This is a genomic window from Pseudomonas sp. R1-18 (genome assembly GCF_051132095.1).
In the GTDB taxonomy this organism is placed as follows: domain Bacteria; phylum Pseudomonadota; class Gammaproteobacteria; order Pseudomonadales; family Pseudomonadaceae; genus Aquipseudomonas.
Genome location: NZ_CP071658.1, coordinates 725,997 through 745,728, shown reverse-complemented (window position 1 = coordinate 745,728; position 19,732 = coordinate 725,997). Strand labels below are relative to the sequence as shown.

At 61.5% G+C, this 19,732-nt stretch carries 18 protein-coding genes and 1 pseudogene; 9 read left to right on the top strand and 10 right to left on the bottom strand.

What is annotated here, in order from left to right:
• Window positions 1-103 precede the first annotated feature (103 nt).
• Window positions 104-1,471, bottom strand: coding sequence for a DNA repair protein RadA (gene radA, locus J3P77_RS03435; RefSeq protein ID WP_434679585.1), 1,368 nt, complete (start codon window positions 1,469-1,471; stop codon window positions 104-106).
• Between the two features lie 191 nt (window positions 1,472-1,662).
• Here radA and mscL point away from each other — a divergent pair, with 191 nt between their 5' ends.
• On the top strand, window positions 1,663-2,109 hold the full coding sequence (gene mscL / locus J3P77_RS03430) for a large-conductance mechanosensitive channel protein MscL (RefSeq protein ID WP_434679583.1): 447 nt from the start codon (window positions 1,663-1,665) through the stop codon (window positions 2,107-2,109).
• 23 nt (window positions 2,110-2,132) lie between these two features.
• On the opposite strand, the gene J3P77_RS03425 is transcribed toward mscL, so the two are convergent.
• Window positions 2,133-2,909 carry a ferredoxin--NADP reductase gene (locus tag J3P77_RS03425; RefSeq protein WP_434679582.1) on the bottom strand — a complete coding sequence of 259 codons (777 nt, stop codon included), beginning with the start codon at window positions 2,907-2,909 and terminating at the stop codon, window positions 2,133-2,135.
• 333 nt (window positions 2,910-3,242) lie between these two features.
• Between J3P77_RS03425 and J3P77_RS03420 the strand changes: the two genes are divergently transcribed.
• Together J3P77_RS03420 and J3P77_RS03415 are read left to right on the top strand one after the other, a co-directional pair.
• Window positions 3,243-3,476 carry a response regulator transcription factor gene (locus tag J3P77_RS03420; RefSeq protein WP_434681866.1) on the top strand — a complete coding sequence of 78 codons (234 nt, stop codon included), beginning with the start codon at window positions 3,243-3,245 and terminating at the stop codon, window positions 3,474-3,476.
• Between the two features lie 131 nt (window positions 3,477-3,607).
• Window positions 3,608-4,732 (top strand): methyltransferase, encoded by a 1,125-nt coding sequence (locus tag J3P77_RS03415; protein WP_434679580.1) that lies wholly within the window; start codon window positions 3,608-3,610, stop codon window positions 4,730-4,732.
• An 82-nt stretch (window positions 4,733-4,814) separates the two neighbouring features.
• Here J3P77_RS03415 and J3P77_RS03410 read toward each other — a convergent pair whose 3' ends face one another.
• From J3P77_RS03410 to J3P77_RS03385, 6 genes are all read right to left on the bottom strand, one after another.
• Window positions 4,815-4,985 carry a DUF2474 domain-containing protein gene (locus J3P77_RS03410; RefSeq protein ID WP_434679578.1) on the bottom strand — a complete coding sequence of 57 codons (171 nt, stop codon included), beginning with the start codon at window positions 4,983-4,985 and terminating at the stop codon, window positions 4,815-4,817.
• Window positions 4,986-5,006: 21 nt separating this feature from the next.
• Window positions 5,007-6,014, bottom strand: coding sequence for a cytochrome d ubiquinol oxidase subunit II (cydB, locus tag J3P77_RS03405; RefSeq protein WP_434679577.1), 1,008 nt, complete (start codon window positions 6,012-6,014; stop codon window positions 5,007-5,009).
• 3 nt (window positions 6,015-6,017) lie between these two features.
• Window positions 6,018-7,460 (bottom strand): cytochrome ubiquinol oxidase subunit I, encoded by a 1,443-nt coding sequence (locus J3P77_RS03400; RefSeq protein ID WP_434679575.1) that lies wholly within the window; start codon window positions 7,458-7,460, stop codon window positions 6,018-6,020.
• 356 nt (window positions 7,461-7,816) lie between these two features.
• Entirely contained in the window at window positions 7,817-10,018 is a 2,202-nt protein-coding gene (locus tag J3P77_RS03395) for a xanthine dehydrogenase family protein molybdopterin-binding subunit (RefSeq protein ID WP_434679574.1), read from the bottom strand.
• Window positions 10,015-11,004, bottom strand: coding sequence for an FAD binding domain-containing protein (locus J3P77_RS03390; protein ID WP_434679572.1), 990 nt, complete (start codon window positions 11,002-11,004; stop codon window positions 10,015-10,017). The genes J3P77_RS03395 and J3P77_RS03390 overlap by 4 nt, the downstream gene beginning before the upstream one ends.
• A complete protein-coding gene (locus J3P77_RS03385) occupies window positions 11,001-11,531 on the bottom strand; it encodes a (2Fe-2S)-binding protein (protein ID WP_434679570.1) in 531 nt (176 codons plus the stop codon). Before J3P77_RS03385 ends, J3P77_RS03390 begins: the two co-directional genes overlap by 4 nt.
• A gap of 251 nt (window positions 11,532-11,782) precedes the next feature.
• Between J3P77_RS03385 and J3P77_RS03380 the strand changes: the two genes are divergently transcribed.
• The 6 genes and pseudogenes from J3P77_RS03380 to J3P77_RS03355 all read left to right on the top strand — a co-directional run bounded on the left by J3P77_RS03380 (window position 11,783) and on the right by J3P77_RS03355 (window position 18,076).
• Window positions 11,783-13,078, top strand: a complete 1,296-nt coding sequence (locus J3P77_RS03380) for an NCS2 family permease (protein WP_434679569.1) — start codon at window positions 11,783-11,785, stop codon at window positions 13,076-13,078.
• Window positions 13,075-14,160, top strand: coding sequence for a tRNA (uridine(54)-C5)-methyltransferase TrmA (gene trmA / locus J3P77_RS03375; protein WP_434679567.1), 1,086 nt, complete (start codon window positions 13,075-13,077; stop codon window positions 14,158-14,160). Before J3P77_RS03380 ends, trmA begins: the two co-directional genes overlap by 4 nt.
• Window positions 14,161-14,560: 400 nt before the next feature.
• Window positions 14,561-15,844, top strand: a complete 1,284-nt coding sequence (locus tag J3P77_RS03370) for an MFS transporter (RefSeq protein ID WP_434679565.1) — start codon at window positions 14,561-14,563, stop codon at window positions 15,842-15,844.
• 79 nt (window positions 15,845-15,923) lie between these two features.
• Window positions 15,924-16,099: pseudogene (locus tag J3P77_RS03365) on the top strand (LysR family transcriptional regulator); the annotation flags it as partial.
• Window positions 16,100-16,197: 98 nt separating this feature from the next.
• Window positions 16,198-17,082, top strand: a complete 885-nt coding sequence (ypfJ, locus tag J3P77_RS03360; RefSeq protein ID WP_434679563.1) for a KPN_02809 family neutral zinc metallopeptidase — start codon at window positions 16,198-16,200, stop codon at window positions 17,080-17,082.
• A 4-nt stretch (window positions 17,083-17,086) separates the two neighbouring features.
• Window positions 17,087-18,076, top strand: a complete 990-nt coding sequence (locus J3P77_RS03355; RefSeq protein WP_434679561.1) for an alpha/beta hydrolase — start codon at window positions 17,087-17,089, stop codon at window positions 18,074-18,076.
• Window positions 18,077-18,275: 199 nt separating this feature from the next.
• Here the strand turns inward: J3P77_RS03355 and J3P77_RS03350 are convergent, their stop codons facing one another.
• Both J3P77_RS03350 and tesB read right to left on the bottom strand, forming a co-directional pair.
• A complete protein-coding gene (locus tag J3P77_RS03350; protein ID WP_434679560.1) occupies window positions 18,276-18,866 on the bottom strand; it encodes an HAD family hydrolase in 591 nt (196 codons plus the stop codon).
• A complete protein-coding gene (gene tesB / locus J3P77_RS03345) occupies window positions 18,863-19,732 on the bottom strand; it encodes an acyl-CoA thioesterase II (protein ID WP_434679558.1) in 870 nt (289 codons plus the stop codon). The genes J3P77_RS03350 and tesB overlap by 4 nt, the downstream gene beginning before the upstream one ends.

The window sequence follows — 19,732 nt, the reverse complement described above, 5'->3', positions numbered from 1 at the left end:
TTGCTGGCGATGACGGTATTCCAGGCGAGCTGTCATCAGCGCAGCCACAGACGCTTCGCCAGCAAGCTGGCTCCCACAAAGGCTCCAGCCAGGTGCTGGCCGCTTACTCGAACAGCGCGTCGAGAGCTTGTTCCAGACGGGTTACGGCGATGATCTGCAAGCCCGGCGGAGCTTCCTTCGGAGCATTGGCCTTGGGCACGATCGCTCGCTTGAAGCCATGTTTGGCGGCTTCCTTCAAGCGTTCCTGGCCGCTGGGCACCGGCCTGACCTCGCCCGACAGACCGACCTCGCCAAACACCAGCAGGTCATGCGGCAGCGGGCGATTGCGCAGGCTCGACATCACCGCCGCCATCAAAGCCAGGTCCGACGCGGTTTCCAGCACTTTCACCCCGCCCACCACGTTGAGGAACACATCCTGATCGTGAGTCGGTATGCCGCCGTGGCGGTGCAGGACCGCAAGCAGCATCGCCAGGCGGTTCTGATCCAGCCCCAAAGTCACCCGGCGCGGGTTGGACATATGGCTGTCGTCCACCAGTGCCTGGACTTCCACCAACATGGGCCGCGTCCCTTCCCAGGTCGCCATGACTACACTGCCAGGGACTTCTTCCTGCGCGCGCGTGAGGAAAATCGCCGACGGGTTGGAGACTTCTTTCAGACCTTTGTCGGTCATGCCGAACACGCCCAGTTCGTTGACCGCTCCGAAACGATTCTTCACAGCGCGGAGCAGACGCAGGCGGCCGTCGGATTCACCTTCGAAATACAGCACGGTATCGACCATGTGCTCCAGCACGCGCGGGCCGGCCAGTGCGCCTTCCTTGGTGACGTGACCGACCAGGAAAATCGCCGTACCGCTCTGCTTGGCGTAGCGCACCAGCAACGCAGCGCTTTCACGCACTTGCGAGACGCCGCCCGGCGCTGATTGCAGCTGCTCGGTGAAAATCGTCTGGATCGAGTCGATAACCATGACCTTGGGCTGCTCGACCCGGGCGGTGGCAATGATCGATTCGATGCAGGTTTCCGTCATGACCCGCAGTTTGTCCTGGGGCAAGCCCAGACGGCGAGCACGCATCGCGACCTGCTGCTGGGATTCCTCGCCGGTCACATAAAGCGCCGGCATGCGCTCGGCGATATTGCACAGGGTTTGCAGCAGGATCGTCGACTTGCCGATTCCGGGGTCACCACCGATGAGCACCACGGAACCGTCCACCAGGCCGCCGCCCAGAACCCGGTCCAGCTCGGCGGAGTTGGTGGAAAAGCGCGGAATTTCCTCGACGCTGACTTCCGCCAGGGTCTTGATCTGCGCCTGAGCACCGGCCCAGCCCGTGCGCCCGCTGGGTGCGGCAGGCGCGTTGGCTTCGATCATGGTTTCGACCAGCGTATTCCAGGCGCCGCAATCGGCGCACTGCCCTGCCCATTTGGGAAACGTCGCGCCGCACTCGGTGCAGCCGTACAAGCGTTTGGCCTTGGCCATGACAACCCCAGTTGTAAAAGCCGCAATGATAACGCAGTTGCGACACGCCCCGGCCGACTGCCGCGCCGGGTTTTTGCCTGTCCGATAAAACTTAAGCGATCGAGCCCGGTCGATTTAACGTGCCCCCGGCGCGACGGCTGTCGCTGCCTTACACTGCACGAGATCAATTCATCTGTAACAAGGAATGACCCATGAGCGTACTCAGCGAATTCAAAGCCTTTGCCGTCAAAGGTAACGTGGTCGATATGGCCGTCGGTATCATCATTGGCGCCGCATTCGGCAAGATCGTTTCGTCGTTCGTCGGCGATGTCATTATGCCGCCTCTCGGCCTGCTGATCGGAGGCGTGGACTTCAGCGACCTGGCGATCACCTTGCGGGCCGCCCAGGGCGATACTCCGGCGGTGCTGCTGGCCTACGGCAAGTTCATCCAGACCGTGGTCGATTTTGTCATCGTCGCCTTTGCGATCTTCATGGGCGTCAAGGCTATCAACCGTCTCAAGCGCGAAGAAGCCAAGGCACCGAGCGCACCACCGGTTCCTTCCAAGCAGGAAGTGCTGCTTGGCGAAATACGTGATCTGCTCAAAGAGCAACACAAGCCAAGCGAGCCTGTGACCGTAGACCCAAGGCACCCGCTTTGAGCCACGTCTGATTCAGTAGCGGGTTACCAGTAGGTTTCGACAGCGATCTGCCCAGGCTTACGGGACAGGCTCAGCCGCATGTCCCGCTGCTTGAGCAGCGCCCGCGTGTCATCGATCATCTGCGGGTTACCACACAGCATCACTCGCGAATGTTCAGGAGTGAGCGCGACGCCGGCTGCACGCTCCAGCTCGCCGTTTTCGATCAGCTGGGTGATCCGACCGCTCAAGGCGCCTGGGTGTGCCTCCCGCGTCACGGTCGGCAAGAACAGGAATTTGTCCGCGTATTCGGCCAGGTACTCGCGCTGGGTGAGCTCGGCGATCAACGATTGATAAGCCAGCTCTCTGGATTCGCGCACGCTGTACACCAGAATGATGCGCTCGAATTTCTCCCAGGCTTCGAAGTCCTGAAGGATCGAGAGAAAAGGCGCCACCCCCGTGCCGGTAGATAACAGCCATAAATCCCGGCCATCCACGAACCGGTCCAGCGTCAGGTAACCGAACGCCTGCTTGTCGATCAGCAGGCTGTCGCCTTCGCGCAGACGGCTCAGCTCGCTGGTGAACTCGCCGTCCGGCACCACGATGGAAAAGAACTCCAGAAATTCGTCAAAAGGCGACGACACCATTGAGTAGGCGCGCCAGACCGTGGAGCCGTCGGCCTTGGTCACACCGAGTCGGGCAAACTGCCCGGCGCGGAACCGGAAGCCGGGGTCGCGCGTGGTACGCAAGGTAAACAGGCTGGGCGTCAGCGGCGTTACGCGCTGCAATGTCTGCCGGGTGAACTTGTCTTCGCTGACGGTCATGGTGCGCTCTGACTCCTGAACATGAAAAGCCGTGGCCCAGTTTCCCGCAAAGTACGCCCGAGAAACACCGCCTGTTTGTAGTGACTTGTGCGGAAGATGCCATTTCTGGTTAGAGCATTTGGTTCTGGCGCGCATCGATTGCTCTCCGAAGATGGACATATCGCTGTAAGCCCGACCCCTCTCCCATCAGTGTTCCAGCCCGATGACGCCAATTTGCGTGCAGGAATGCCATCAGCCCATCCGTCTAGATACGCCTTCGTCGTCAAATTCCCGATCTACTTTTGGGTAGTTGGAGTACCAAAGCTACTCGCCATCAAAGGTATGGAGGCGATCATGGAACACATGGAAAGCAACACGCTGCGCTCATCAATACCCAAGCCCCTCACTCAGCGTGAAATCGAAGTACTCAAATGGTCTGCCGAGGGCAAGACAGCAGGAGATATCGCAATCATCCTCTGCCTCAAGGAACGCACCATTCATTTCCACATCGCCAGCGCGATACAGAAAATGGGGGTCTGCAACAAAACGGCAGCGGTCGTACAGGCCGCTTTACATGGAATGTTCTGAAGTTCGGGGACAATACGCTGCAACGCGGCAGGTGCCAAAGGGCGAAAAGTACGTAAAATCACCGGTCTTCAGTAGATCCGCCCGAGCGGATTTGCGTGATATACGTCCGATTGCCCAGAGTTTACCTGCCCATGCCCCTGCTCATCAGCCCGTTCGCTCAACTTGACCTTATTCGCCAACCCGAGCAACAGGACGAGCCTCTGCAGGCTTTCGACGCCGCCGACGAGTACCTGCTCAGTCATATCGCGGAGGCTGGCGTTACGCTGCAAACCCGAGTGCTCGTCCTCAATGACAGTTTCGGGGCGTTGGCCGCCAGTCTGGCGCGGCACGCCACAGTGATCAGCAGCACTGATTCGTATCTGGCGGCGCAAGGCCTTGAAAAGAACCTGGTGCGCAACGGGATGGCTTATGACGCCGTGCCGGTAGTTCCCGCCAGCGAGCCGTTAACCGGCCCGTTCGACTGGGTGCTGATCCGGATTCCCAAGACGCTGGCGCTACTTGAAGAACAACTGGTCCGGCTGCAAGGCCAGCTCGCTCCGGGCGCGCGCGTCGTGGCGGCGGCGATGGTCAAGCATCTGCCTCGCTCGGCGGGCGATCTGCTGGAAACCTATGTCGGGCCGGTTCAGGCATCGCTGGCCGTCAAGAAGGCGCGCCTTCTAATAGCCTCGCCGCAGCCCCGCGAGGTACTGCCGTCGCCCTATCCGACTCGCTATACGCTGGACCAGCCTGTGATCGAACTGGTCAACCACGCGAACGTGTTCTGCCGTGAAGGCCTGGATATCGGCACGCGGGCTTTTCTGCCCTGGCTGCCGAAGAACCTGGGGGCGGCGCGGGTTGCCGACCTGGGATGTGGTAACGGGGTACTGGCCATTGCCAGTGCGCTCGACAATCCGCAGGCCCATTACACGCTCGTGGATGAGTCGTTCATGGCGGTGCAGTCCGCCGCGCAGAACTGGCACGCTGCGTTCGGCGAACGTGAAGCGGTCATCCGCGCAGCTGATGGTCTGGCCAGCCAGGAGCCCGACTCGCTGGATGTGGTGCTGTGCAACCCGCCGTTCCACCAGCAGCAGGTCGTGGGCGACTTTCTGGCCTGGCGCATGTTTCTCCAGGCCCGCGCCGCGCTGGTGACCGGCGGCGCACTGTATATCGTCGGTAACCGCCATCTGGGTTATCACAGCAAACTGGCGCGACTGTTTCGCGGCGTGGAACAGGTTGCGGCCACGCCTAAGTTCGTGATCCTCAAGGCCCGCAAGTAACCTTTCGCGGGCAAAAAAAACCCTCCGCGAGGAGGGTATGAAAACCGTGTTCGAAAACACGGATGGGATTGGTGCGCGCGGGTCAGTGTGTGGTCAGACCCGCAGCATTCATGAACATGCGCATCAGGCTGGCGACGATGAACAGCGCCAGAACGCTGCCGGCCCAGATACCGGCCAGCCAGGCCAACCGCTGCCACAGCGGCTTGCTCATCGCCGGATCCGGCTCGTCATGCACGGGTTTCTTTCCAGACATCACCGAACTCCTCTGCGTGGACTAGTGGTAGCCGTCTTCCGCGGTCACCTTGCCGCGGAACACGTAGTAGCTCCAGAAGGTATAACCCAGAATGAACGGCAGGATGAACAGCGTACCTACCAACATGAAGCCCTGGCTTTGCGGTGGCGAGGCGGCATCCCAGATCGAAACCGATGGGGGAATGATGTTCGGCCACAGGCTGATACCCAACCCGCTGTAACCCAGGAAGATCAGCAACAGGGTCAGCAGGAACGGCGTGTAATGCGCGTTACGGCCAACGGCCTTGATCAGACCGTACAGGGTAATCAGCACCAGAATCGGCACCGGCATGAACCACAGCAGGTTCGGCATGCTGAACCAGCGATCGGCGATTTCCGGGTGCGCCAGCGGCGTCCAGAGGCTGACGATGCCGATAACCGCCAGCAGGACCAGCGAAAGTGGGCGGGCCAGATCGTGCATCGCTTTCTGCAATGAACCTTCGGTTTTCATGATCAGCCAGGTGCAGCCCAGCAGCGCGTAAGCCACGACCAGAGCAACACCGCAGAACATCGGGAATGGCGCCAGCCAGTCCAGTGAGCCCCCGGCGAACTGCCGGTTCACCACGGGAATTCCGTCGATGAACGCGCCGAGTGCCACGCCCTGGAAGAAGGTCGCGGCCAGCGAGCCGCCGATAAACGCCTTGTCCCACAGGTGACGCTTGGCTTCGGTGGCCTTGAAGCGGAATTCGAACGCCACACCGCGGAAGATCAGGCCCATCAGCATCAGGATCAACGGCATGTACAACGCCGACAACACTACCGAGTAAGCCATCGGGAAGGCACCGAACAGCCCGGCGCCACCAAGAACCAGCCAGGTCTCGTTACCGTCCCAGACAGGCGCGACGGTGTTCATCATCACGTCGCGGTCGTGGCTCTCTTTCATGAACGGGAAGAGAATCCCGATACCCAGGTCGAAGCCGTCCATCACCACGTACATCATGATGCCGAAGATGATGATGACGGCCCAGATCAGCGGAAGATCAATACCCATGACTCAGTTCCCCTTGCTCAGGCGGTCAAGTTCGTCGCCTTCTTCGGAGCCTTCTACAGCAGCGGAAAGCGGACGGGCTGGAGTGCGGTTCTGGCCAGGACCGCCATGGGGCTTGTGCTCGACGTAGGCTTGAGGCCCTTTGCGCACGAGTCGCATCATGTAGCCAAGACCGGCACCGAACAGCACGAAGTAAACAACCACGAACAGCACCAGCGTGATGCTCATCTGCGCCACGCTGTGGCCGGACGAAGCATCGGCGGTGCGCATCAGGCCGTAGACGACCCAAGGCTGGCGGCCGATTTCAGTGGTGAACCAGCCGGCGAGAATCGCCACCAGACCCGACGGGCCCATCCACAACGCCATATACAGGAACGGACGCGTTTTATAGAGCGCGCCGTCGCGCTTGCGAAGCCACAGGCTCCACAGGCCGGTGAGGATCATCAGCATCCCCATGGCAACCATGATGCGGAACGACCAGAACACGATGGTCGAGTTGGGACGGTCTTCAGGCTTGAACTCTTTAAGCGCCGGAACCTGCTTGTCCAGGCTGTGAGTCAGGATCAGGCTGCCCAGGTACGGAATTTCCACCGCGTACTTGGTGCGCTCTTCCTTCATGTCGGGGATACCGAACAGGATCAGCGGGGTCGGTTCGTCACCGACGTTTTCCCAGTGGCCTTCGATCGCGGCGATTTTCGCCGGCTGATGCTTGAGCGTATTCAGGCCGTGGAAGTCACCGACCACTGCCTGGATCGGTGCGACCAGCAACGCCATCCACATCGCCATCGACAGCATTTTGCGTACCGCTGGCGTATCGCGGCCGCGCAACAGGTGCCACGCCGCGGAAGAGCCGACGAAGAAGGCGGTGGCCACGAAGGCGGCAATTGCCATGTGGGCCAGACGGTACGGGAACGACGGGTTGAAGACCACGGCGAACCAGTCGGTCGGGATCACTCGGCCATCGATAATTTCAAAGCCTTGCGGGGTCTGCATCCAGCTGTTGGACGAAAGGATCCAGAACGTGGAGATCAACGTACCGATGGCAACCATCACGGTCGAGAAGAAGTGCAGGTTGCGGCCGACGCGGTTCCAGCCGAACAGCATGACACCCAGGAAACCGGCTTCGAGGAAGAAAGCCGTAAGAACCTCGTAGGTCAGCAACGGCCCGGTGACAGCACCGGCAAAGTCGGAGAATCGGCTCCAGTTGGTGCCGAATTGATAGGCCATGACCAACCCGGATACCACGCCCATACCGAAGTTGACGGCAAATATCTTGGACCAGAAGTGATACAGGTCTCGATAAACATCCTCGCGCGTCTTCAGCCACAGACCTTCGAGCACAGCCAGATAACTTGCCAGACCAATAGTGATGGCAGGAAACAGGATGTGAAACGAAATAGTAAATGCGAACTGGATTCGGGCGAGATCGATAGCCTCCAAACCGAACATATGTGTTCCTCTCTCAGGTGAAACCGGCTGTTGACCTGACGGCCAATAGTGAATACCCCCACGGTATGGATTACCTATCCTGCTGATTGTTCTATCTTTTTGCTGGGAGCGGGATAGTCGGCTCATAACTCGCTAGACCATGAAATGATCCAGATCAGCCGACGGCGAAAGAGTAGTCCTGTTCAGCCACTTGAGCCGTGTGGTCTTTTGTCGCGTGACGAGTTGCCTCAGTCTGCCGGGATACATGCAGGAGCGCGCAAGCCCCTGCAGACAAGTCCGCTCCTACAGGCGCTACATGGTCTGTGGGAGCGGACTTGTCCGCGAAGGGGCCGGTGTATCGAGCAAGCATTCTGCTGTTACAACAACTTATCCATCGTGATCGGGAATTCCCGGACCCGCTTGCCGGTTGCGTGGTAGATAGCGTTGGCCACCGCAGCGGCAACGCCGACGATGCCGATTTCGCCCACGCCCTTGGAACCCAGCGCGTTGACGATGTCGTCCTGTTCATCAACGAACACCACGTCGATATCACCGATATCGGCGTTCACCGGGATGTGGTACTCGGAAAGGTTATGGTTCATCGGTCTGCCCAGCTCATGATCCACCAAGGCCTCTTCCTGCAGCCCCATACCCAGGCCCCAGACCACGCCGCCCAGAATCTGGCTGCGTGCCATTTTCGGGTTGACGATGCGCCCCGCCGCTACTGCATTCACCACGCGATTGACCCGGATGGTGCCCAGATCCTCATCGACCAGGACCTCGACGAACACCGCCGAGTGCGTTGCCGTTGCGTAAGCGTCGCGCTTCTTGTCCGGTTCCGCGTCCACTTGCACTTCGATCACACCGCTGGCCTGAGCAGCCGCCAGCTCGGCCATCGAAACAGCCTGGTCACCCAGATGCAGATAGCCCGCCTCGAAGCGCACCTGTTCCGGGGTGGCCGAGGCATAAGCCGGATGCTGTTGCTTGGCGACTTCGAGCAGCTGGCGCTGGAGGGCCTGGCAGGCCTGCTGCACCGCCGTGCCCACCGAAGAGACGGTGAACGAGCCACCTTGCAGCGGCGCGGTCGGCAGCGAAGAGTCGCCCAGAAGGAACGTCACGTTTTCCAGCGCGACTCCAGCCGACTCGGCGGCAATCTGGGTCATGACGGTGTAAGTGCCGGTGCCGATATCCGTGGTTGCACTGCTGACAATCAGCTTGCCCAGGCTATCGATACGCGCCCTGGCGCTGGCCTTGTTCTGCATCGCCTCCCATACGCCGCCGGCCATGCCCCAACCCACCAGCTGACGCCCTTCGCGCATGCTGCGCGGCTCGGCATTGCGTTTTTCCCAGCCAAAACGCTCTGCACCTTGCCGGTAGCATTCCAGCAGCTCCTTGCTGGAATAAGGTTTGTCTTCATTGCCGTTGCGCTCGGCAAAGTTGATAACCCGCAGGCGTACGGGATCAATGGCGACCGCGCAGGCCAGCTCGTCCATGGCACACTCCAGGCCGATCATGCCCAGCGCCGCACCGGGTGCGCGCATGTCCAGCGGCGTATAGACGTCAAGCGGCACCAGCTTGTAGCTCAGTTTGACGTTATCGCACTGATAGAGCATGCCGCTCCACTCCACGACGTGCTCGGTGAAGTCTTCAAAACGCGATGTCTGGCCGATCGCTTCATGGCCCACGGCCAACAGCCGACCGTTGGCGGCAGCGCCCAGGCGCAGGTTCTGAATGGTGCGAGGTCGATAACCGAAGGTGAACATCTGCTGGCGAGTCAGAGTGACCCGCACCGAACGCTTGAGCTTCAGGGCCGCCATCACCGCCAGCGGCAACTGATACTGCGGGCGCAGGCCGGAGCCGAACGCGCCGCCCACGAACGCCGCCTGAACACGGATCTTCTCTTTCTCAAGGCCGAACACCTTGTGCAGGTAGTCCTGACAGTTCTGGGTGCCCTGGGTCTTGTCATGGATATTCAGGCTGCCATCGGCCTGATACAGCACGGTGGAGGCATGTGGCTCCATCGGGTTGTGATATTCACTGGGCGTGCTGTAGGTCACGTCGACGCTGAGCGCCGAACTGGCCAGCTCGGCTTCGAAGTTGCCGCGCGGCTCCGGCAACTCGCCAGGTGCATCGTGCGTCTGGTCCAGCATCTTGCTAAGGTCGGTTTCGTGCGGGGTCTGCTCATACTCGATGCGCACCAGCGAACCGGCGTGACGCGCCAGCTCCAGGGTTTCGGCAACCACCAGCGCCAGCGGCTGGCCGCTGTACAACACTCGGTCGTTATAGAACGGGCGAAAAGGTGAGCCATCGACCGCGTCCGCGTCTTCGTAGCTTTCGTCATAGCTGGCGATGGGTGGACGGTTGGTGTGGTCAAGCACCGCAATAACGCCCGGCACTTTCAGCGCTTCGGCGGTGTCGATGCTGACCACGCGACCGCTGGCGATGCTGCTGGACACCACGCTGCCATGCAGCAGTCCGGCTTCAGGGTACTCGCCGGCATAACGTGCCTGACCGGTGACTTTGAGCTTGCCGTCGACGCGGTCGACCGGCTGGCCCACGGGAGAAAATGACGTATTCATCGGGCAGCACCTCCTGTAGCGGCGTCGCTCAGGGCACGAATGATCGCCCGACGTGCCAGTTTGACCTTGAAAGCGTTGTGCGCGAGTGGCTGTGCGTCGGCGAGCATGGCATCCGCAGCGGCCGCAAAATGCTCGCGGGTGGCCGGTTTACCGATCAGCAGACGCTCCACCGCCTTGTCTCGCCAGGGTTTGTGGGCGACACCGCCCAACGCCAAGCGAGCATCGCGCACCACGCCGCCGTCCAGATCCAGCGCGGCGGCAACCGATACCAGGGCAAACGCGTACGAGGCACGATCACGAATTTTCAGGTAGTTGCTGTGGCTGGCAAAGCTTTCGGCCGGCAGCTCGATACCGGTGATCAGCTCGTCATCAGCCAGCAGATTGTCGCGCTCCGGCGTATCGCCAGGCAGCCGGTGGAAATCGGCGAACTCGATGCTGCGCCGCCCGGCGCGGCCTTCGACATGAACCACTGCGTCCAGCGCAGCAAGCGCCACGCACATGTCCGATGGATGGGTCGCGACGCAGTGCTCGCTGGCTCCGAGAATGGCGTGAATGCGGTTCACGCCTTCGCGGGCCGGGCAGCCAGTGCCGGGCTCACGTTTATTGCAAGACACCTTGGAATCGTAAAAGTAATAGCAGCGGGTCCGCTGCAGCAGATTGCCACCAGTACTGGCCATGTTGCGCAGCTGCGGTGAAGCGCCAGCGAGCAGTGCCTGGCTCAGCAGCGGGTAACGCTGCTCGACCAACGGGTGCCAGGCCAGGTCGGCATTACTCACCAGCGCGCCGATCAGCAGCCCGCCGCCGGCAGTCTCGGTCACGTCTTTGAGGGGCAGGCCAGTGATGTCGATAAGGTGCTCGGGCCGGGCAACGTTTTCTTTCATCAGATCGAGCAGGTTGGTGCCGCCGGCGATAAAGCGCGTCGCGGGCCCGGTCAGATGGATCGCCGCAGACACGTCGGCCGGCTTGCTGTAGGCGAACGGATTCATTGCGTCACCTCCGTGTCATCACGGGAGCCCTGCATTTGTGGGAGCACTTCTTCCACCGCCGCCAGAATATTGCTGTATGCGCCACAGCGGCACAGGTTGCCGCTCATCAGCTCCTGAATCTCGGCGCGATTGGTGGCGCGGCCTTCATTGGCCAGACCGACCGCCGAGCAGATCTGCCCCGGCGTACAGTAGCCGCACTGGAAAGCGTCGTGCTTGATAAACGCCTGCTGCATCGGATGCAGCTGTTCGCCGTCCGCGAGCCCTTCGATCGTGGTCAGTTCTGCGCCGTCACACATGATGGCGAGAGTCAGACAGGCATTGATGCGCTTGCCGTCGCGCAGTACGGTACAGGCGCCACACTGGCCGTGGTCGCAGCCTTTCTTGGTTCCGACCAGATCGAGCCGGTCGCGCAGCAGGTCCAGCAGCGTGGTCCATGGCTGGACCTCTATCTGGCGCTGCTGGCCATTGAGGGTCAGCGAGATCGCATGGCCTGCGAAATCGTCCGGGTTCAGGGTCGTTGCACTCATGGAAACCTCACGGTAGGTATTCATCCAGCGCATTCATATGCGTCTTAGGGGGTACGACTTCGCGAGGTTTCCAACGTTCAGGATTTGTGGAACGGCGCGAAATACATCCACAGGCAGCCATCCCGAGAAGCTGCTGGTATGATGCGCGGCTTTTTCCGACCCGCAAAAGACCGACGGGCTGCCGCGCAGTCTGTGCTTTGCTGTTGGAGTCGTACCATTCACGACGCAGGCCGCGTCACGGAGAGCCAGACATGCTGGAAAGGCTGTTTCAACTCAAGGCACACAACACCAATGTGAGGACCGAGATTCTCGCGGGCGTCACTACCTTCCTGGCAATGGCCTACATCCTGTTCGTCAACCCGAGCATCCTCGGCGAAACCGGCATGGACAAGGGCGCGATATTCGTCGCCACCTGTCTGGCCGCGGCCATTGGCTCGACCGTGATGGGCCTGATCGCCAACTACCCGATTGCGCTGGCACCGGGCATGGGCCTGAACGCCTTCTTTACCTACACCGTGGTGCTGCACATGGGCCACACCTGGCAGGTGGCGCTGGGTGCGGTGTTCATTTCCGCCGTGATGTTCTTCGTGCTGTCGATCTTCCGCATCCGCGAGTGGATCATCAACAGCATTCCCCTGCCTCTGCGCTCGGCGATTGCCGCCGGTATCGGCCTGTTTCTGGCGCTGATCGCCCTGCACAACGCTGGCATCGTAGTCAGCAACCCGGCCACCATGGTTGGTCTGGGCGACCTCAAGCAGCCGGCGCCGGTGCTCGCCACCCTGGGCTTCTTCCTGATCGTCGCTCTGGACAAGCTTCAGGTACGGGGCGCCGTGCTGATCGGCATCCTGGCGGTGACCATCGTTTCCATCGTGCTGGGCTTCACGCCGTTCGGCGGCGTGGTGTCGATGCCGCCTTCGCTGGCGCCGACCTTCATGCAGCTGGACATCATGGGTGCGCTGGATGTCGGTCTGGTGAGCATCATCTTCGCCTTCCTGTTCGTGGATATCTTCGATAACTCCGGCACCTTGATCGGCGTCGCCAAGCGCGCCGGCCTGATGGGCCCGGACGGGCACATGCCGAAGATGGGCCGCGCGCTGATCGCTGACAGTACCGCCGCCATGGCCGGTTCGCTGCTGGGCACCTCGACCACCACCAGTTACATCGAATCCGCTGCAGGCGTCAGTGCCGGCGGCCGTACCGGTCTGACCGCCGTGGTCGTCGCCATCCTGTTCCTGCTGGCGCTGTTCTTCGCGCCACTGGCCGGCAGCGTCCCGGCTTTCGCCACCGCGCCGGCGCTGCTGTTCGTGGCAGTGCTGATGGCGTCCGGCATGGCTGAAATCGACTGGGACGACATCACCGTCGCCGCGCCGGTGGTCATCACCGCACTGGCGATGCCGTTCACCTACTCCATCGCCAACGGCATCGCGTTCGGTTTCATTGCCTGGACGGCTATCAAGCTGTTGTCGGGCCGTGGCCGCGAGCTGAATTCCGCGCTGGTAATCCTCTCGATCCTGTTCGTCATCAAGCTGGGCTGGTTCAACGCATGAGTGTTCCTTTCGATCCCGCGAGCTACGACCGTCAGCTCGAAGAGAAAGCCAACCGCCTGCGCGAGCTGCTGGCGCCGTTCGATGCGCCTGAGCCGCAGGTCTTCGATTCGCCACGCGAGCACTATCGCCTGCGCGCTGAATTCCGCCTGTGGCGCGAAGATCAGAAGCGCTACTACGCGATGTTCAACCCAGGCGACAACCGAACGCCGATCCTGCTCGAAAGCCTGCCGATTGCCAGCGAGCGCATCAATGCGCTGATGCCGGTACTGCGCGAGCGCTGGGAAGCCAGCCCGACGCTGAATCACAAGCTGTTTCAGGTGGATTTCCTGACCACGCTCGCCGGCGACGCAATGATTACGCTGTGTTATCACCGTCCGCTGGATGACGTCTGGCAGGCGGAGGCGGAAAAGCTGGCGGCCGAATTGAATGTCAGCCTGATCGGCCGTTCCAAGGGACAACGTCTGGTGCTTGGCCGCGATTACGTTACCGAGGAACTGGACGTTGCCGGGCGCACCTTCAGCTATCGCCAGCCGGAAGGCGCATTCACTCAGCCCAACGGCACGGTGAACGGCAAGATGCTCAACTGGGCATTCGAGGCGCTGGGTGAGCGGGACGACGACTTGCTGGAGCTGTACTGCGGCAATGGCAACTTCACCCTGCCGCTGGCGACTCGCGTACGCAAGGTCCTGGCGACCGAGATCAGCAAGACCTCGGTCAATGCGGCGCTGAGCAATCTGGAAGACAACGCGGTGGACAACGTCACGCTCGTACGCCTGTCCGCGGAAGAGTTGACCCAGGCGCTCAACGACGTTCGCCCGTTCCGTCGCCTGCAGGGCGTGGATCTCAAGAGCTACGACTTTGGCAGCGTCTTCGTCGACCCGCCGCGCGCCGGCATGGACCCGGACACCTGCGAGCTGACGCGTCGTTTCGACCGGATCCTGTACATCTCCTGCAACCCGGAAACCCTGGCCGCCAACATCGCCCAGCTGAACGACACCCACCGCATCGAACGCTGCGCGATGTTCGACCAGTTCCCGTATACCCACCACATGGAATCCGGGGTATTGCTGGTCAGAAGGTAACTCATAGGACAGGAGCGGGCGGGCGGCGAACCGTCTTGCCCGTGACTGCGACTCCAGTACGGACTGTGCTAGGTCTGTACCGGCCTCTTCGCCAGCAAGCTGGCTCCCACAGGTTCAGCACACGCCGCAGGCTTGGTGGGCCAGCTTGCCGGCGAGAAGGCCAGTAGCAGCGCAGTAAATTTCGTGTCTTCCACAGGCTTGCGCACGCCGCAGGCCTGGTGGGAGCCAGCTTGCTGGCGAGAGGGTTTGGAGATCCGCTAGAGACCTGCCGCCTGTAATGCCGCTGTCGCGGGCAAGCGCGCTCCTACAGTCCGCAAATGTGAACTATTTAATTAGCAGCCTATCGATGCATTACGGTATAACGCGATTCCCGTAGTCGCCGCTTCGATGGGATCCTGTCTTGAGCTCTGAATCCTCCGCCTCCGCCTCATCCTTCAAACTGTCCGGCCAGCCTGGATTCCTCAGTTTCATCTTCGCGCGTCTGCTGGCGGTGTTTGCCATGCAGATTCAGGCTGTGGTCGTCGCCTGGCAGGTCTATGACATGACCCGCGAGCCGATGGCGCTGGCCTATGTCGGCCTGGCGCAGTTCGTGCCCATGCTGCTGTTGCTGATGCCCGCCGGGGATTTGATCGACCGCTATGACCGCAAGCTGATTCTCCGCCTGAGCTGGGGTGTTCAAGCGCTCTGCGGCCTCATTCTGCTGGCGTTCTCGGCGCTGAATCTGCAGGACGTACGCTTTATCTACGGCGCGCTGGTCCTTTATGGCGGTGCCCGCGCCTTCACCGGCCCGGCGCTGCAAAGCCTGCTGCCGCAGATCGTCCCGCGCGAAAAGCTGGCTTCAGCCATCGCGACCAACAGCGTCATCATGCGCTGCTCGACGGTCGCCGGGCCGCTGATCGGCGGTGGGCTGTATGCGTTGGGCGGCGCGGAGCTGACTTATTCGACCTGCGTTGCGGCTTTCATCGCCGGCATCGTCCTGCTGGCCCGCGTGCCGACACCCTTTGCCGGCAAGCCTGTGGATCTGAGCGACGGGGCCTGGCAGCGTTTCACGGCGGGCATTGCCTTCATTCGCTCGCGGCCGATCATCCTTGGCACCATCTCGCTGGACCTGTTCGCCGTACTGCTCGGCGGCGTCGTTGCGCTGCTGCCGATCTACGCCCATGAGGTTCTGCACCTCGGCCCGCAAGGGCTGGGCGCATTACGTGCTTCGATGAGCCTGGGCGAACTGGCGGTCGGCGTGTACTTGAGCATGCGTCCGCTGGATCGCAACGTAGGCATGACCATGTTTCTGGCCGTCGGCGTGTTCGGTATCGCCAACCTGGTGTTCGCCCTGTCGACGCTGTTCTGGCTGTCATGCCTGGCGTTGTTGATCGCAGGCGCTGCGGACATGGTCAGCGTCTATATCCGCTCGGCTCTGGTGCAGTTCTCCACGCCGGACAATATGCGCGGTCGGGTCAATGCGGTGAACATGCTGTTCATCGGCTCTTCCAACGAGCTGGGCGAGTTCCGCGCGGGCACCAGCGCCTCGCTGATCGGCGCAATCCCTGCGGCAATCATGGGCGGCGTCTGCACCCTGGGTGTGGTTGGCGCATGGATGGTGGGCTTCAAGACGCTGCGCCAGGTGGACCGCTTTGCCGACGCGTCACCGGCCGAGCCGGTCAGCCTGGACAAACGCCCGGGCTGACCCGTCGATTCAGAGCGCGCGTATCTGTCCTGGCGACAGCGGCGACGCGCCCTCGCCTATCCCGTTCTCCAGGGGCGCCCCGCTGTCGGTGGTCGAGGACTATCCGGAGCGCGATCTGTTGGCGGTGCTGCCTATCGATTTCGAGGCACGGCTGCCGCCCTACGGCCTGATCACTCGCCGCCACCGCATTCAGTCATCCGCCATGCAGGCGTCATCAATTCGGTGAAAGCCGACCACGAACCGGCAAATCGGTAGGCATCGATTCGACGCGCTTTCCCGGTCAGGGCGAACTAAATGCGCCCGCGTTCCCTCTACAGCTACACTTTTTGCACGATCTACATGAGGGATCCGACATGCTCTGGAAAAAAGGCCGTCGCAGCGACAACGTAGTCGACGCTCGTGGTGAAAGTAGCGGCGGTGGCGGGATGCGTATCGGCGGCAAAGGCCTGGGGCTGGGTGGTGTGGTCATCATCGTCGCCATCGGCCTGTTGACCGGGCAGGATCCGATGCAGATTCTTGGGCAGCTCACCGGCCAGATGTCGGAACAGTCCGCACCGGCAGGCTCGCAAACCCGCCAGGCGCCGCCGGCCAACGACCAACAGGCCGAATTCGTGCGCAGTATTCTGGGCGACACCGAAGACACCTGGCGCGCGGTCTTTGCCCAGAATGGCCGGCAGTACAAGGACCCAACCCTGGTGATGTTCAGCGGCCAGGTCAATTCGGCCTGCGGCTTTGCCACCTCGGCGACCGGTCCGTTCTACTGCCCCGCCGACCAGCAGGTTTATCTGGATACCGCGTTTTTCCGCGAGATGGCTGAGCGTTTTTCGGCTGCCGGTGACTTTGCCCAGGCCTACGTGATCGCCCATGAAGTCGGCCATCACGTGCAGACCTTGCTGGGGGTTTCGGCCAAGGTGCAGGCAGCGCGCCAGGCGGGACAACGCATGGAAGGCGACAATGGTCTGCTGGTTCGGCAAGAGTTGCAGGCCGACTGTCTGGCTGGTGTCTGGGCATACAACGCACAAAACCGTTTGAACTGGCTTGAGCCGGGTGATATTGAAGAAGCGCTGAACGCGGCCAACGCCATAGGCGATGATCGCTTGCAGCAGCAAAGCCGCGGCCACGTCGTGCCGGACTCGTTCACTCACGGGACTTCTGCCCAGCGAGTGCGCTGGTTCAAGACCGGTTTTGCGCAAGGCCAAATCAACCAATGCGACACGTTCGCCGCCAAGAGTCTCTGAATACATGATCAAACCGCTTGTGGCCCTGTTGTTGAGCACTGCCCTGTTGAGCCCGTTGGCTCGTGCCGAGGATCAAGCGGTTATCTCTATCAGTCCGGATCGTCTGGCCATCAATGGCAGCCAGGCGACGCTGGGTCTGAGCCAGGAGTGGGTTCATCCCAAGCCGCGCATCGAGCGGGTGGTGATCGTGCTGCACGGCCGGCTGCGCAATGCCCAGACCTACCTGCGCAGCATCGAGCGCGCAGCCAACCAGTCGAAGGAGCGCAGCAAGACGCTGCTGATCGCGCCGCAGTTTCTCGATGAGCGAGACATCGCCGCCCATCACCTGCCTGAAACCATTCTGCGCTGGCATCAGGACAGCTGGATGGAAGGCGCGCCGGCTGCGGGCCCCAAACCAGTCAGTTCATTCGTGGTTCTGGACCATATCCTCAAGCGCCTGAGCGACAGCAAGCTGTTTCCCAATCTGAAAGAGATCGTCATTGCCGGTCATTCCGGTGGTGCGCAAGTGGTGCAGCGCTACGCGATGATCGGCGGCAAGGAAGACGCCCTGCTCCATCGTGAAGGCGTGAAGCTGCGTTATGTGATTGCCAACCCGTCTTCCTACGCGTATTTCGATGCGCAGCGGCCGGTGCCGGTTTCGACGCAGACTTGCCCAGGTTTTGACGAGTGGAAATATGGCCTGAACAAGATGCCGTTCTATTCCGGCAAGGAAACGCCGGCGGAGATCGAAAAAGCCTACGTCAAACGTGACATCACGTATCTGCTGGGCGAACTGGACACCGACCGCAACCACCCGGCACTGGACAAGACCTGCGCCGCCGAAGCCCAGGGCGAGTCCCGTCTGCAGCGTGGGCAGAACTACTTCAAATACCTGGAGAAGCGCCATCCGGAGGGTATGAATCAGCACTTGGTGACCGTGCCCAACGTCGGCCACAGCGGCGACGGCATCTTCACTTCGCCGGAAGGCCAGGCGGTGTTGTTCAAGGCGTTCTAGGGCTGTGGGGGCCAACTGGCCTCGTCGCCAGCAAGCTGCCTTCCACAAAATCGCAGCGCAGCTCAAACGCGGTTCAACATGCCTGTGGGAGCCAGCTTGCTGGCGAGGCTTTGGCTCTGACAACAAATTTGCTGCGTCCTGAATGGCCTCTTCGCCAGCAAGCTGGCTCCCACAGGTTCACGATAGCCGCTCCGAAGTCTTACCCCAGCATCCGCCGCAGGGCGATGCAATCCACTGCGTGCCAGTCGGTCAGCTCCGGCCAGGGGTTTTCCGGCAGGTTGACCAGCACGGTCCTGGCTCCGGCTGCGCGTCCGCAGTCCAGATCATGGCGATAATCGCCGACCATCACCATCTGTGAGGGCTCGGCTTCCCAGGCGCTGGCGAGTTTCAACAATCCGGCCGGATGAGGCTTGGGGGTCGCTTCATCACGACCCAGCACGTCCTGTACTTCAAAACAGTCCGCCAGACCGATGGCCTCCAGTGTGATGTGCGCCAGCTCCCGGGAATTGCGCGTCAGGATGCCCAGACGGATTCCACGGGCTGCCAGCTCGCGCACCAGTTCCACCGCGCCTTCGGCCGGTCGAGAGGCAACCGCCAGCTCACGCTCGTGCTCCAGCAGCCAAGCATGCTTGACGATCGACTGCTCGGCTGGCAAACCGGCCAGATGCCCGAGGATGTCGGCGTCCTGCGGAATCTCCAGCGCCCGCTTGATCGCCGGAAAATCATGCACCGGGATCGTCAGGGTGCCGTCCATGTCGAACACCCAGTAGCGGATCTGGTCGAGGGTCATGCCCAGTCCTTGCGGTGGCGGATCAGGCCTTCCTGACTGACCGACGCCACCAGCTGACCAGCACGATTGAATACGCTGCCACGCGAGAACCCGCGCGAATTGCCGGCCCACGGGCTGTCCATTGCATACAGCAGCCAGTCATCGGCACGCAGATTATTGTGGAACCACAACGAATGGTCGAGGCTGGCGACCTGCATGTCCCGCTGCCAGACCGTCTTGCCATGCGGCAACAACGAAGTGGTCAGCAGGTTGAAGTCCGAAGCGTAAGCCAGCAGGTATTTGTGCAGTGCGGGCGTGTCGGCCAGGGTGCCATCAGCGCGGAACCACACGTATTTCACCGGATCGCCGGGCTTGGGGTTGTAGGGATCTTCGGCTGTCACCGGGCGGAACTGGATCGGTTTGGGGCACAGAAACTTGTCGCGCATCGCTTCGGGGATCAGGTGCGCGCGCTGGGTCAACAGCTCCAGTTCAGAGGGCAGACTTTCCGGGCCCACGATGTCCGGCATCGAGGTCTGGTGCTCATAGCCCTCTTCGTCGTACTGGAACGAAGCGCTGCAGGTGAAGATCGGCTTGCCCTTCTGGATAGCGGTCACCCGGCGCGTGCTGAAGCTGCCGCCGTCGCGCACGCGGTCAACCTGATAGACCACCGGCAGACCGGCGTCGCCAGGGCGCAAAAAGTAGCCATGCAGCGAATGAACGTGACGATCTTCCTCGACCGTCTGGCTGGCGGCCGAAAGTGACTGGCCCAGCACTTGTCCGCCGAACAGCTGGCGAAAACCCAGATCCTGGCTGCGGCCACGAAACAGGTTCTCTTCGATCGCTTCCAGGGTCAGCAGCTCGACCAGGTCTTCCAACACTTGGCTCAT

Coding starts and splice junctions, on each gene's coding strand:
- radA (WP_434679585.1), bottom strand. CDS start 1,471: ATGGCCAAGGCCAAACGCTTGTACGGCTGCACCGAGTGCGGCGCGACG.
- mscL (WP_434679583.1), top strand. CDS start 1,663: ATGAGCGTACTCAGCGAATTCAAAGCCTTTGCCGTCAAAGGTAACGTG.
- J3P77_RS03425 (WP_434679582.1), bottom strand. CDS start 2,909: ATGACCGTCAGCGAAGACAAGTTCACCCGGCAGACATTGCAGCGCGTA.
- J3P77_RS03420 (WP_434681866.1), top strand. CDS start 3,243: ATGGAACACATGGAAAGCAACACGCTGCGCTCATCAATACCCAAGCCC.
- J3P77_RS03415 (WP_434679580.1), top strand. CDS start 3,608: ATGCCCCTGCTCATCAGCCCGTTCGCTCAACTTGACCTTATTCGCCAA.
- J3P77_RS03410 (WP_434679578.1), bottom strand. CDS start 4,985: ATGTCTGGAAAGAAACCCGTGCATGACGAGCCGGATCCGGCGATGAGC.
- cydB (WP_434679577.1), bottom strand. CDS start 6,014: ATGGGTATTGATCTTCCGCTGATCTGGGCCGTCATCATCATCTTCGGC.
- J3P77_RS03400 (WP_434679575.1), bottom strand. CDS start 7,460: ATGTTCGGTTTGGAGGCTATCGATCTCGCCCGAATCCAGTTCGCATTT.
- J3P77_RS03395 (WP_434679574.1), bottom strand. CDS start 10,018: ATGAATACGTCATTTTCTCCCGTGGGCCAGCCGGTCGACCGCGTCGAC.
- J3P77_RS03390 (WP_434679572.1), bottom strand. CDS start 11,004: ATGAATCCGTTCGCCTACAGCAAGCCGGCCGACGTGTCTGCGGCGATC.
- J3P77_RS03385 (WP_434679570.1), bottom strand. CDS start 11,531: ATGAGTGCAACGACCCTGAACCCGGACGATTTCGCAGGCCATGCGATC.
- J3P77_RS03380 (WP_434679569.1), top strand. CDS start 11,783: ATGCTGGAAAGGCTGTTTCAACTCAAGGCACACAACACCAATGTGAGG.
- trmA (WP_434679567.1), top strand. CDS start 13,075: ATGAGTGTTCCTTTCGATCCCGCGAGCTACGACCGTCAGCTCGAAGAG.
- ypfJ (WP_434679563.1), top strand. CDS start 16,198: ATGCTCTGGAAAAAAGGCCGTCGCAGCGACAACGTAGTCGACGCTCGT.
- J3P77_RS03355 (WP_434679561.1), top strand. CDS start 17,087: ATGATCAAACCGCTTGTGGCCCTGTTGTTGAGCACTGCCCTGTTGAGC.
- J3P77_RS03350 (WP_434679560.1), bottom strand. CDS start 18,866: ATGACCCTCGACCAGATCCGCTACTGGGTGTTCGACATGGACGGCACC.
- tesB (WP_434679558.1), bottom strand. CDS start 19,732: ATGAGCCAAGTGTTGGAAGACCTGGTCGAGCTGCTGACCCTGGAAGCG.